Raw genomic sequence first — 13,428 nt, 5'->3', positions numbered from 1 at the left:
CGATATGAGCAACATCACCATTTATCACAACCCAGCCTGCGGCACGTCGCGTAATACGCTGGAGATGATCCGCAACAGCGGTAATGAACCGACCGTCATTCATTACCTTGAAAATCCACCGTCACGCGATGAGTTGGTCAAACTTATCGCAGATATGGGGATTACAGTACGGGCGCTGCTGCGTAAAAATGTCGAGCCTTATGAAGAACTGGGGCTTGCCGAAAACAAGTTTACTGACGATCAGTTAATCGATTTTATGCTTCAGCATCCGATCCTGATTAACCGCCCGATTGTGGTGACACCGTTGGGAACGCGCCTTTGCCGCCCTTCCGAAGTGGTACTGGATATTCTTCCGGATGCGCAAAAAGGCGCATTTGCTAAGGAAGACGGCGAGAAAGTCGTTGATGAAACAGGTAAGCGATTGAAATAAACATAAAGGGGGCAGACGCCCCCTTATTCCTGCCTCAGAGCATAAGATCTGAATCTTCTGGCAGAGTACCATTCCCTTCACCAAGTTTCATTTGCAGCAAAACCGTGTCAAGCCAGCGGCCATGTTTGAAACCAATGTCCTTTAATGTGCCTATTTCAGTAAATCCTGCGCGGATATGCAGCGCAACAGAAGCGACGTTAGCGCTGTCACCCACAACAGCAATCATCTGACGATATCCCTGAGATTCGGCCCATTTTAATGCATGATCGAGCAGTGCTTTTCCGACGCCCTGTCGCTGATAAGCCGGATCAATATATATCGAATTTTCGACAGTAAACCGATAGGCATGGCGTTCGCGGTAACGGGAAATATAACAGTAGCCGATGACCGTATCGCCCTGTAGAGCGACATACCAAGGGAATCCCCGAGACTGAATGCTCCTCAGCCGGTTAAGCATTTCCTGCGTATCCGGAGGTTCGGTTTCGAAGCTACCTGTACCATGCATAACATGGTGAGCATAGATATTGCGTATCGCGGTAATGTGCTGTTCTTCAGCTTTAATAATGTGCATCGAATTGCTCCAGTAATGGTGTTTTACAAACTACCGGAATTCGCGACAGCAGGTTAAGCACTTAAACTTATAATCTGTATAAGCAAAAGTTTGGCTGCAGTAAATGGGGCCGCAGCCCCATCTATTAGCCCGCCATTTCTGCCAGCAAAGCCGTACCCACGGGCTCTTCATTCTGCAGTGGCGTTAATGCAATACGCTTTGCATACTGCTCTGTAACTTCATTTATCAGCGGCAGTTCGCGACTGGCTCGGGTTACAAGGAACGGTGAGGACGGTTTCGCAGCAGCCAGACTGCTATTGATTACCCATGCCCATGGTTCAATTCCGGCCCGGCGCAAATCCTGCTGCAGATTTGCCGCTTCCAGTACAGGTGTCGTTTCGGCAAGCGTCACGATAATCACCTTCGTCTTCTCCGGGTCCTGCAATTGCGTCATTGGCGTCAACACATGGTCATGCGTTTGCCCCATCTGGCGCACCATTTCCCGGTGATAGGCTCCTGTTGCATCCAGTAGCAGAAGAGTGTGACCTGTTGGCGCAGTGTCCATAATGACAAAATGATCGTCTGCCTCTTTGATGATCCGCGAGAATGCCTGGAATACCGCGATCTCTTCAGTACATGGCGAGCGGAGATCTTCCTCCAGCACCGCCAGCCCTTCTGCATCTAACCCTTTCCCCTGATTTTCCAGAACAAAGCGACGATAGCGTTCTGTCTCAACTTTCGGGTCAATACGGCTGACCTGAAGGTTTGGTAACGAGCCATCCAGCGTATAAGACAGATGTGCTGCCGGATCGGACGTGGTCAGATGAACTTTATGGCCTCGTTTTGCCAGCGATACAGCCACCGATGCTGCAACAGTCGTTTTGCCCACACCGCCTTTACCCATCGTCATTACCAGACCTTTACCTGCCAGGCTGAGTTCATCTACCAGAGAGGCAAGTTTCGGTAAATCCAAAGTATCCAGCGTGGTAGCAGGGAGCGGCAGCGAGGCTTTGTTCTCCGTAAATAACTGACGCAGGGCTTCCAGACCGACCAGATTAAATGGCTTCAGATACAGCTGCGAGCGGGGAAGGTTCGCCAGGTTCTCTGGCATTGCCTGTAATGCTTTTTCTTCTCGAGCCAGAATACTTTGCGCCAGTGGATCATTTTCACCCGCAAACGGCGGCAGCACGCCATTAATGGCAAGGTGTTGATGCTGCAAACCGATAGCAGAAAGCTCATCGTGCGTATGAGAGACTTCTTTCAGTGTTGAAGCTTGGGCTCGGGCAACCAGAACCAAGCGCGTGAGAGCTGCATCAGACAGCGCCTTAACCGCGTCTGAGTACTGGTGCTGTTGTTTCTCCAGCCCCACCAGCGGCCCGAGGTTAGCGGCGGCATCAGGGTTCGCTTCGAGATAACCGCTCCAGGCCCCCGGCAACTCAAGCATACGGATGGTATGACCGGTTGGCGCAGTATCAAATACGATATGGTCATACTTTTCCCGCAACTCATGGTTGGTAAGAAGACCAGTAAACTCATCAAATGCCGCGATTTCCGTAGTGCATGAACCGGAGAGCTGTTCTTCAATGCTGCTGACCACATCGGCTGGCATCAGCCCGCGAACCGGGTCGAGTACTCGGTCACGATATGCCTGTGCTGCAGCCATCGGATCAACTTCCATCGCGGCAAGATTTTCTACGGTACTGATATCTGTGATTCGGTGGCCGATAGTCTGGCTAAAGACTTGGCCGACATTGGAAGCCGGATCGGTACTCACCAGAAGCGTTCTCTTACCCTGATCGGCCAGCCATACCGCAGTAGCACAGGCCAGGGATGTTTTACCCACGCCACCTTTGCCAGTGAAGAAGATGAACGGGGGAATGTCTTTCAAAAATGGCATATTCATCAGTGATTGCTCCTCTGGAATTAAGGCATACGTGGAATGCTGCAGCAGCGTGGTTGCGTGCTGTCTTCACTCCAGTCCTGACTAAGCGGAATACCTGCCCAACGGGCGATATCTTCACGAGTCGGGAGTTTGCCTGCCATCACGAGTTTGCCGTCGAGCAATGTGACAGGGAGAGACTCCATCCCTGATGTGTTCAGAAACTCTTTAATGACCGGCGAATTCAGGAACTGCTGCGGGTTCTTCGCAAGGCTGTAGCGCTGTATATCAACGCCATTCTTTTTCGCCCATTCGGCGCTGGCGTTCCATTTGACGGCTTCGTCACTGACTACAACGCTGCTGGTTGCACAGCAGCCTGCTGCTTCAAAGATCTCAATTTTTGACATGGACTGTTTACCTCAGTGTTTAGTCATTTGGCTTTACACTGAGGTAAACGAAGGTGGTGGGGAAAAGATGCGCGATTAATTCATTTTTTTGTGGCAGCAGACGGAAGACGTGTCATCCGCCTCAATCTGACAAAGTTCTGTCATCGTCTCTTTCAGGTGTTTTCTGGCCCGAAGTAGTCGGGATTTAAACGCCGTAAGCGTGATTCCCAGTTCATCGGCCAGGGACTGCTGGGGACGCCGGTTAAGGTCGGATTCTTCAATCAACCACCGCTCATCTTCAGGTAATGCCTGCAATGTTTCAGGCAGGCAAATATCCAGCGTTGAGATTGCATCAGGGGATGCATCAGTTAATGGGGCATCATCTTCCAGCTCAACGAATTCCCTGGTGGTGCGGTACTCATCAATCAGCAGATTCCTCGCCGCCCGATACAGCCAGGCTCGCGGATTCTCCATTTCGCAGAAACTGTCTGAATGAGCGCGGGCACGCAGGAATAGCTCTTGCAGAAGGTCTGCTGCTTTTTCGCTATCACCTGTCTTCGATGTCAGAAAGCGAGATAGTTCTGCTTCATGTAGCCGCCAGAACACGCTCATGCAGTTGTTGAATGCCGTTACATCACTCATACCAGCCCTCAAATTTTGCTCTGATTAACCCGCCGTGAAAGTTCTTCTGCAGACTCTTTTCGTTCGCTGTAGCGATCAACGAGATAGGCGGAGTTACCTCGGGTCAGCAGAGTAAATTTCACCAGTTCTTCCATCACATCCACGATCCTGTCGTAATAAGACGACGGTTTCATTCGTCCATCTTCATCAAATTCCTGCCAGGCTTTTGCCACAGAGGACTGATTCGGGATGGTGATCATCCGCATCCAGCGGCCAAGAATTCGCATCTGGTTTACGGCATTGAAAGACTGAGAGCCACCGCAGACCTGCATAACGGCCAGTGTCTTACCCTGCGAAGGGCGAACAGCGCCTTCTGATAACGGTATCCAATCAATCTGGGCTTTCATGATGCCGGTCATCGCACCATGGCGTTCAGGGGAACACCACACCATCCCTTCGGACCAACGAACCAGCTCGCGCAGTTCCATGACTTTAGGATGCGAGTCAGGCGCATCATCAGGAAGAGGCAAGCCTGAGGGACTGAAGATCCGAACCTCTGCGCCCATGGCTGTCAGCAATCTTGCCGCTTCTTCCGTTGCCAATCGGCTGTAAGAGCGTTCACGTACAGAGCCGTATAGCATGAGGATTCGCGGCGGATGAGGAACGGCAGGAACACCGAATCTTGCTTCTGTGATTGAGGTGTCGAACAAACCCGCATCAACATTCTTAAGATCACCTGTCATTTTACTTCTCCGTTTTCTGGGGCATGGTGAGGCAGTTGTCAGTCCCTGAGCAGCATTCTTCTGTCAGGAAGGTAATCAGAGCTTCAAGGTTTTCATATCGAGCGTGGCAAAAAAGCGTTCTGCCCTGACGTTCCTGGCGTACCAAAGAAACTGATATCAACGAGGAAAGATGATGGCTCAACGTAGACGCTGGGATTTCGAGCCGCTTCTGCAGTTCACCAACCGGTAACCCTTCATGTCCGGCTTTAACCAATTCTCTGTACACGCTCAGGCGCGTAGGATGCCCCAGCTCCTTCAGGGTATCTGCTGCTTTTGAAAGCTCCATTTGTATCTCATTTCTATATTTCCGGAATTGTAGAAATATATCTAATTTCCTTCCCTGGTAAAAGAGGGGCAATGGTCGATGTCGGCACGCTCAGATTTAATCTACGAACTCTACCGACCGAAACTGTCTCTTAAACGTCTAACACATAAATCAAGTCGCTACATTTCGGACAAACCTTGTCCCCATGCCAGCCAATATCTCACCAGCAGCATCGCCATTGCCGTATCGTCGTGTTAGTAGGGGTCAGTTTGGATATCGAAAATTATTGTACGTTAAGGTGATTTTTTGTACTCCTGAGCTGTGGTAGGGGCTTGATCACGTTAAACTCACCGCGAAAAGCGGACGTTCGGATATTCCATCAAGCTCTGGAGTGCCTGGATTATCCATGCGATTTACACCTTATTCAGAATCGAATTTTACTGAATTCACTGGTCTCATGTACCGCGTCGGCCTAGAAGTTTATATCCGGCACATCTGCTTTGATGCGGGTTGCGAGCAGGCTGGCACTGACAATGTAAATCAGACAGAGCATCGCCTGCAGTCGCAGCGTCACTTGGTGGTCAATGAGCACGCCCATAATTACCGGTGATGCCCCGCTGACTACTACCATCCCGGCTTCAACCGCCGATCGCACCCTCGCCAGCTGCGCCGGACCAAAGAGCTGTACCCAGAGCGCGGTGGCGAGCGTTGAGGCGATCGCCGAGGATATGCCGGTCATGATGAGGTAAAAAGGCGTCACCCACTGGCCGTTGCTGAGCCAGAGCGCAGACATGGCGACCGCCTGCGGCATCAGGAACCAGGGGAGCAGCCGGCGCGGCGTCAGTCTGTCGATCATAGGTCCGAAAGAGAGCAGCGATACGGCCTGAGTCAGAGCGTAGGCGATAAACCACACTGCCACCCACGACAGTGCCCAGCCCTTTTCCTCTGCAAGCCTGGCCTGATGAAAAAAGAAGCCGGTGGTGATAAATGGCGAGGCGAGAACGACCGGCAGCGCCAGCAGGAGGTTGCGGTTTTTCCATATGGACGCTTCCTTTATCACCGCCTCGCCCCGATTTCTGAAGTTTCGCAGCGGGGCTTCCCGACCGCGCGGCAGGAACATCAGCGCGATCGCGATGCCGGCGATAAGAATGGCGGCGTTGAGGCTCCATGCGAGACGCCAGCCTGTCAGATTACTTATCTGCACCGCCACGACAGGGAAAACAGCCTGCGCCAGCGATAATCCCAGCGCAATGGCCCCGAGCGCCTTGCCTGCATCGAGTGGAAACTGGCGCGCCGTCGCCGTAAGCGCGGTATGCACCATCAGGCCCTGACCACCAAAACGAAGAAAATAAAAACCAATGCCGAGCATCCATGCCGCCTGCGCACCTGATATCAGCAGGCAGGCAATGGTCAACAGCAGAGTAACGGCCAGCGTAAAACGCCGGGTGGTCGTGTAGTCAATCAGCCTGCCTGCCCAGGTCAGCGTCACCGCGCTCATCACGGTGCCGATGGCGTACAGCCCGCCCAGTCCGCCATCGCTGAGTCCAAAAGTCTGCCTGAATTCCTGACCGTAAAGCGAAATAAAGTAGGTCTGTCCAAAGCTCGACATGGCCATCAGGATCGCGCCAAAAATCAGATGGCTGCCGTGCTGAAACATAAAACGAAATAGCTGACGCATATTTTCCCTGTGTACTGGCTCTTATCCCGTAAAGCCCGCGTATTAATCAGGCACGCTGATCCAGCCAGCCTGATTACTGCGGCTTTTACAGAGCCTGAATGATAGCTAACGCAGGCGCAGCGGGCTGCGCCGCACTTCTTTCAGATGGCATAAGACGGGCCTGAAAGACAGGCCCGTGCGCTTCATCGCAGCATCAGCAGAGCCTGGCGACTTTCTGAGAGCATCTCAGTGGTGTGGCTGCCGATAAAGAATCGCCGCAACCGTGAATGCCCATAAGCCCCCATCACCGTCAGGTCGATGCCATTCTCATCGGCATACCGGCATAACGCGCCGGTGACAGATTTATCCTCCAGTAGCTGGGCTGCCGTGACGATACCAGCCTCCTGCAGGATCGCCTGTGCATCCTGCAGCGTCGACGCTTCGCCGTTAACCATGACAAGATGGCAGGTCAGACCGCTCAGGAGCGGGCTGACGGTCAGGCGCATCAGGTTTTCCCGGCTCGCCTCACTGCCGTCATACGCAAACATGACCCGTGACGGCGTCGAAAAGGTTTCCGGCACGACCAGCACCGGTCGCTTCTGCAGCCGGATGACGCTTTCCAGGTGGCTGCCAACCGGATTCCGGGAGCCTCTGCGGCCCAGCACCATCAGACGGATATCGCCCAGCTCTGCCAGGATCTCATCCAGCGCGCCGTTCTTTTGCATCAGCTGGACCTCCGGCTGTCCGGCCTGCTTCAGCAGCGCCGCACAGTCAGTCAGCACGGCCTTTCCCTGTGCCATCATCAGGCGGCTGCGCTCGCCCTCGATGCGGACCAGCTCTTCAGTCAGCTGCTCCCGGCTGTCGATACCGATGGTGCCGGTCAGGTCGGACACAGCGGGAGGGTCATTTTTTTCCAGCACGTGCATCAGGGCAAGGGGCACGTCCAGTTTCCCGGCCGCCCAGGCCGCATACTCACAGACCGAACGGGTTGACGGCGAACCGTCCACGCAGGCAATAACGGTGTTATTCATGATGAATTCTCCTGTGGATTAATGGCCGCCCATCAGCTTTTCAACTTCTTCGGGCTTGTCATGCACGCCAAAGCGGTCAACGATAGTGCGGGTTGCGTCGTTCATGCCCCTGATTTCCACCTCCGTGCCCTCGCGGCGGAACTTGATCACGATGCGGTCCAGGGCACTGACCGATGTAATGTCCCAGAAGTGGGCGTGCGTCACGTCGATCACCACGCGCTCCAGCGCCTCGCGGAAGTCGAAGTGGCTGGTAAACCGGTCAGACGAGGCAAAGAAGACCTGGCCAGTCACGGTGTAGGTCCGGGTATCGCCCTTCAGCTCAGAGGAGACTGCCATGAAGCGGGCGACCTTGGTGGCGAAGTTCAGCGCGGCAATCAGCACGCCGGTCAGCACGCCAAATGCCAGGTTATCGGTGGCCACCACCACCACCACGGTTGCCAGCATCACCACGCTGGTTGAGAACGGATGAGAGCGCAGGTTGCTGATGGAGCGCCAGGAGAAGGTGCCGATGGAAACCATAATCATCACCGCAACCAAGGCCGCCATCGGTATCTGTGACACCCACTGGCGCAGAAATACCACCATTAACAGCAGCACCACGCCCGCCGTGAGCGTGGAAAGACGCCCACGTCCGCCGGACTTCACGTTAATCACCGACTGACCAATCATGGCGCAGCCCGCCATGCCGCCGATGAACGAGGTGCAGATATTGGCAATACCCTGCGCCTTGCACTCACGGTTCTTGTCGCTTGGCGTGTCGGTCATGTCGTCCACGATGGTTGCGGTCATCATCGACTCCAGCAGCCCCACCACGGCAAGCCCGGCTGAATACGGCAAAATAATCCGCAGCGTGTCAAGGTTAAGCGGGATGTCAGGAATGAGGAATACCGGCAGGCTGTCCGGCAGTTTGCCCATATCGCCCACGGTGCGCACGTCGAGGTGCAGCCACATGGAAATGGCGGTCAGCACGATGATGCAGACCAGGGGAGAGGGGATGGTTTTATTCAGGTACGGGAAAAGATAGATTATACCAAGACCGGCAGCGGTCAGAGCATATACGTGCCAGGTTACGTTGGTGAGTTCCGGCAGCTGCGCCATAAATATCAGTATCGCCAGCGCGTTCACAAAGCCGGTGACCACCGAGCGGGACACGTAGCGCATCAGGCTGCCGAGCTTCAGGTAGCCGGCAATCAGTTGAAGAACGCCGGTCAGTGCCGAGGCGGCAAGCAGGTACTGCAGGCCGTGGTCTTTTACCAGCGTAATCATCAACAGCGCCATCGCACCGGTGGCGGACGAAATCATCGCCGGGCGGCCACCAAAGAAGGCCATAACCAGGGGAATACAGAAGGCGGAGTAGAGACCGACCTGCGGATCTACGCCAGCGATGATGGAAAAGGCGATCGCTTCCGGAATAAGCGCGAGCGCGACCACAATACCGGCGAGGACGTCACCACGGACGTTACCCAGCCAGTCCTTACGCGTCGAGGACAGCAACATAGTAGTTTCTCAGTTTTTGAAGACAGTCAGCCCGTGAAGGCAAAGTTTATGTACGAAAAAGCACATCCGCAGACGGGATGCTTTTGAGTGCGCGACTGAGGTCACTCAGTGCGACAGAGAGGGGGACGACTTATGGTGGCGTAATACGCATGATGGTTTTTTTATAACTCCTTTACGGGGGGCTTATGCACCTTAAGGAACCAGAAAGACCGGCTGCATGAGCTTTCAGCACTGGTCACGAATGCCCGCCGGGCTGATAAAAATCAGACATTCCCCGGCTAAAAGCCTTTTTACTCTACACGAAACGTAAACGGGGTCAATGTTCGGAAGATAAAGGATGCCCACAAAGCACGCTATAACCGGTATAAATCAGCACCATTTCGCTTCCTTTTGTCAGGTATTGCCGGTCATTTCAATATGCCTGACATGAGAGATACAGGAATTGAAGTTTAGTGTTGCGTTGACCCATTGAACTTACAGCCCACAACGGACGTTTCGTCGGCTAAGGCCAGCTAAAGTAGTAAGGCCAAAAAACACCCTTAACGTACAATAATTTTCGATATCCAAACCGACCCCTAGTAGGTCGAAGGCGCATTTCTGAAGGCGGGATAGTTTTTGGCGAGTTTTGTTCTGGTACTGTTTGGAGCTTGCTAAATCGACATGTTTTAAGCCGAGCAACATTGTTGATATGCCTCGGTATGTGCACAAACGTTCTTGTAGATGTCAGAGGATCAAACTGAACACCGATCTGCAGTTTGCAGTAAATACAAAGCAATGAATCAAAATCAACCTGTTGAACAGATTCTGGTATAACCCATTCACCATCTACGGTGACGGCGTGAGTGGCTAAGACGAAGTAATTCATCATGAACTCCGTAACAAATGAAAAAAGCCAGCATGGTTAGCTGGCTTTGTAGATAGAAGGGGGGAAGGCAGCATTATCGACGATTACAACAGGTTAGGTTTACCGGCCTATTTATGCTCTCTTCCTTTTTTCAATGAACGTACTTCTCCGCGACCAAAGGTTCTGGCATTACCCGGAAGAACCAGACGTGCACAGGCATCGATTTTGGTGATGTAACTTAGCGCCTTAAGTAACCCTTTGTCCTTACTACTGTCACCGCGTTTCAGTTTGCCGAGGCAGCAGTCCTCATAACGCTCTTTGTAAGCGTTGCAGTTGTAGAACATGCCTTTACCTTTAGTAATAGTTTCATTCCAGTATCTCCCGAAAGCATGAGCAATCACGCCATCCTGTTGTGCCTTATTACCATTTAAGATAAATAGCATGTGGTAATGAAATTTACGTTGTGAGCCATATTCCAGTTTCCATACCGTCCCGAGGACATGGCGAAAGATTGGATTCTTTTGCATATTGCGAAACAGCTGCTGACGGTGCTTACGGGCATCATCAGCAGTGATATCAGCTTTGTGCTCATTTGCCCATGATAAATCAACCCGCAAGACCAGCAGCCGGGAATGACGCTCCTGCAGATGTCTGATGTAATTCATCACTCCTTTCAGATTTTTAACCGAAGCCCTCTGGTACTTTCTGCATGCTTTTTTAAATCCTGCCTGGCTCACAGTAAATCGGTAATCCTGTATCAGCTTATTCAGCATTTCTGCTGTGGTAACAGTGTCTGCCCCTGCTATTTTCCCGTTATGGACACGCGAGTATAAATCGGCGCTAGTAAATAAACGCTGGAAGGTAGCTATACGTGGATTAGCTATTCGTACTTTCATTGCATCTTGTGGCAACATATTGAGATAACGGATGGCATCAAGAATGGTGACTGACTCAGCACTCTCTTTGTATCCTGAACGGTTATACAGAATAGCGAAAGGTAACTTACGTCCTCTGCTGATAGTTTTAAGACAACTGTCCAGTTGTTCTAATCTGAATCTGAATTCATTGTCATCGGATATGGTGACATAGGGAGTGTTATTCTCAATGTGATATTCAGCATGAGATAACAGGAATGATTCTGGTAAGGCCATAATGTATTTCTCTGAGACCGGTCAGCCATTGCTGACCGGCAATGTATTAGTGTGGTTATTGGATGAGTGTCTTTGTCTAATATTCAGTATGAATAGTTATATCAGAGGTAGCATCTGTGTAATAACAAAGTATAAGTGTATAACACCTCAATGAGATGGGTATAAAGTGTTTAAATGGGGTGATATTGTTTGATGATTGAGTGTATTAATGAATAATTGATAATGAATTAAATACAATAATAAATAAACCGCCTTTATAAATCACATAAAACCCATGTGCAACAAGGCACGGAAGTATAAAAGCATGGTGTAAAGTTAGTGACCTTCTTATCACTATATTTAATTTTCTTTATACTCTCGAGTCATTAATGCGGGCTTCTAACCATTCTTTTACTTCACGTTCAATCCAGCGGGAACTGCGGCCAAACTTTACAGGTTTTGGAAATTTCCCTTGCTGTGCCATTTTATAAAACCACTTATCAGACAGATTGGTCAGCTCGGTAATGAAAACCATATCAACGAACCGGTCTTTATAAATATCAATCTCTTTCATGACTTCTCCAAAAGAATTTAACATGAGGACGCTGGGGGGCATCCTTTCAAATGGATAGGTCAGGTATGTATGGATTTACATTTCTATGGAGAGTCTCCATAGTGGTTGAAGAGTCATTACTGAAAGCATGCAGGGACAGGTTACGGCCTTTCACTATTGCGATAAGGAAACTCTCCTTACATCTCTGTCTATAAAAAGCCACTTTCTATGTAATTTGTCAGTATTGCTGGACGTTTCATCAAAAAAAACACTACAAAAAAACTACGAAAAATCTACTTGTTGACTACGTGATACACTACATCTAGTATCAGTATAAAAATAATGGATATGCTGTAAGTTGAGACCGGCACTCAAAGAGGTAAAAGATGAATTTAAGCAAAGGAAAGAATGAGGATTACAGGCTAAAAATAAAAACGAAAAGAGAATTATCCGTTTTTTATTGGTTTGTAATGGAAAATAAATCTATGATCGATCGCTACCGTTCCTCACCTCTAAAAAACATGAAAAGAATAAATTCAATTTACCGAATGAATATACGGGATGCCTCTTTACTATTATCTGAAATTGTCAGCGACTATTATTCAGGTGTCCTTGACGCGATACTTCATTATGAAAGAAAAATAGAAATTTTTCTTGACTCACTTCTTCCAGAATCAGAGTTTGAATGGTTCAGGAAAAATGAGCATGCTTGTTATTTTGTTTGGCTAAGTATTAAAAAACACTACCCTCAACTATCTTCTGAAATGCTCAATATTCAACAGGAGGTTGCGCCACAAAAATTTAGCAATGTCCATTCTCTGGTTGGCCTGTCAGGTCTTGATAATTTTAGCCAAAATATTCAGCATGCAATTGCATCAGAACCTTTTCTTTCAGAAATAAACTCGCTGCATGTACATCCCGCATCACACAAAGAACGTTATAACTCTATCCTGTATTTCATGGATCTGGTTCCATCATACTTCATTGATAAATTATCATTTATAAAAAACATAAGGTCTCAATGGGATGTTAAGTTTAAAGCAAAACGTAAGTTAAATATCCCCGTGGAAAATACAGGTCTATGCCAGTGGGCCTGGGACTATATGAAAAATAAACCATCCATGAGGAAGCGTGTTTACATTCAAGGCACAGAAGCGCCAGAGGGGGGCATTAAATTATCTGGTGAAGATTATTCACTCTCAATACGTTCTGCTGATGACAAAGATGGCATCTGCAATAAGAATATGTCAGAAAGTACGGCACAGGAGGATTACAATAAATCAGCTAACAATGACGCCGATAATGACAAGAGTTCAGAGCATGAAAGTGGCATAAAAAAGGTGAGTTACAAAACCATAGACCTTTCTCCGGAAAACGGCAGTTCTCTATCCAGTATTAACAGAATTGGCTGGCATGATGCATTTGAGATCATTCAGCCATCGACACCAAGAGAAACATATTTAGCTATCCATGCAGTCTGGATTTTCTATGTTGGAGGAACTTTCTTGGAACCCGAACTATATAACCAGTTTAAGCGTGCCAGGGATACATACCTTACCCGTAAAAGAAAAAAAATAAAAATAATCAGAAATAAATTACAGGAGATGAATTAGTCTGTGGGCAACTGGTGAACTTATAACTTAGTATAAATTACCCCATAAAAGTTCCTTGAAAGTATTCCAGATCATTTCACATCTATATTACCCACATGAAGCCGTGCTGACCTGCTCCCCGTTGATTAGTACACCCCGATGTTAGTAATGTCTTCATAAGCCACATGAGGACATCCCCATGAAGAAGCGT

The 13,428-nt window shown here is 49.7% G+C and carries 13 protein-coding genes; 2 read left to right on the top strand and 11 right to left on the bottom strand.

What is annotated here, in order from left to right; translation table 11 throughout:
* Window positions 1-4: 4 nt before the first annotated feature.
* A complete protein-coding gene (gene arsC / locus AX755_RS23405; RefSeq protein WP_032620702.1) occupies window positions 5-430 on the top strand; it encodes a glutaredoxin-dependent arsenate reductase in 426 nt (141 codons plus the stop codon).
* 34 nt (window positions 431-464) lie between these two features.
* Here arsC and AX755_RS23400 read toward each other — a convergent pair whose 3' ends face one another.
* The 11 genes from AX755_RS23400 to AX755_RS23350 form a co-directional block, all read right to left on the bottom strand.
* Window positions 465-1,001, bottom strand: a complete 537-nt coding sequence (locus AX755_RS23400) for a GNAT family N-acetyltransferase (protein ID WP_032620703.1) — start codon at window positions 999-1,001, stop codon at window positions 465-467.
* Window positions 1,002-1,125: 124 nt separating this feature from the next.
* Window positions 1,126-2,883, bottom strand: coding sequence for an arsenical pump-driving ATPase (gene arsA, locus AX755_RS23395; RefSeq protein ID WP_032620704.1), 1,758 nt, complete (start codon window positions 2,881-2,883; stop codon window positions 1,126-1,128).
* 20 nt (window positions 2,884-2,903) lie between these two features.
* Window positions 2,904-3,266 (bottom strand): arsenic metallochaperone ArsD family protein, encoded by a 363-nt coding sequence (locus AX755_RS23390; protein WP_032620707.1) that lies wholly within the window; start codon window positions 3,264-3,266, stop codon window positions 2,904-2,906.
* A 75-nt stretch (window positions 3,267-3,341) separates the two neighbouring features.
* Complete coding sequence (locus AX755_RS23385) at window positions 3,342-3,887, bottom strand: sigma-70 family RNA polymerase sigma factor (protein WP_040117040.1); 546 nt, start codon at window positions 3,885-3,887, stop codon at window positions 3,342-3,344.
* Window positions 3,888-3,895: 8 nt separating this feature from the next.
* Window positions 3,896-4,609, bottom strand: a complete 714-nt coding sequence (gene arsH / locus AX755_RS23380; RefSeq protein ID WP_040117039.1) for an arsenical resistance protein ArsH — start codon at window positions 4,607-4,609, stop codon at window positions 3,896-3,898.
* A 1-nt stretch (window position 4,610) separates the two neighbouring features.
* Complete coding sequence (locus AX755_RS23375) at window positions 4,611-4,934, bottom strand: ArsR/SmtB family transcription factor (protein WP_032620711.1); 324 nt, start codon at window positions 4,932-4,934, stop codon at window positions 4,611-4,613.
* 451 nt (window positions 4,935-5,385) lie between these two features.
* The gene (locus AX755_RS23370; protein ID WP_040117038.1) at window positions 5,386-6,591 is read right to left on the bottom strand and encodes an MFS transporter; all 1,206 of its coding nucleotides are present in this window, start codon (window positions 6,589-6,591) and stop codon (window positions 5,386-5,388) included.
* 182 nt (window positions 6,592-6,773) lie between these two features.
* On the bottom strand, window positions 6,774-7,601 hold the full coding sequence (locus tag AX755_RS23365) for a universal stress protein (RefSeq protein WP_040117037.1): 828 nt from the start codon (window positions 7,599-7,601) through the stop codon (window positions 6,774-6,776).
* Between the two features lie 18 nt (window positions 7,602-7,619).
* On the bottom strand, window positions 7,620-9,098 hold the full coding sequence (locus AX755_RS23360) for a SulP family inorganic anion transporter (RefSeq protein WP_032620715.1): 1,479 nt from the start codon (window positions 9,096-9,098) through the stop codon (window positions 7,620-7,622).
* Between the two features lie 972 nt (window positions 9,099-10,070).
* The gene (locus tag AX755_RS23355; protein ID WP_040117036.1) at window positions 10,071-11,093 is read right to left on the bottom strand and encodes a YagK/YfjJ domain-containing protein; all 1,023 of its coding nucleotides are present in this window, start codon (window positions 11,091-11,093) and stop codon (window positions 10,071-10,073) included.
* A gap of 349 nt (window positions 11,094-11,442) precedes the next feature.
* Complete coding sequence (locus tag AX755_RS23350; protein ID WP_023305185.1) at window positions 11,443-11,646, bottom strand: helix-turn-helix transcriptional regulator; 204 nt, start codon at window positions 11,644-11,646, stop codon at window positions 11,443-11,445.
* Window positions 11,647-12,011: 365 nt separating this feature from the next.
* On the opposite strand from AX755_RS23350, the gene AX755_RS23345 reads away from it, so the two are divergent.
* Window positions 12,012-13,238 carry a hypothetical protein gene (locus AX755_RS23345; RefSeq protein WP_040117035.1) on the top strand — a complete coding sequence of 409 codons (1,227 nt, stop codon included), beginning with the start codon at window positions 12,012-12,014 and terminating at the stop codon, window positions 13,236-13,238.
* Window positions 13,239-13,428: the final 190 nt, after the last annotated feature.

The organism is Enterobacter sp. SENG-6 (assembly GCF_001605945.1).
Classification (GTDB): domain Bacteria; phylum Pseudomonadota; class Gammaproteobacteria; order Enterobacterales; family Enterobacteriaceae; genus Enterobacter; species Enterobacter cloacae.
The sequence above is the reverse complement of the archived record's forward strand: the minus strand, read 5'-3'. Positions and strand labels throughout refer to the sequence as shown.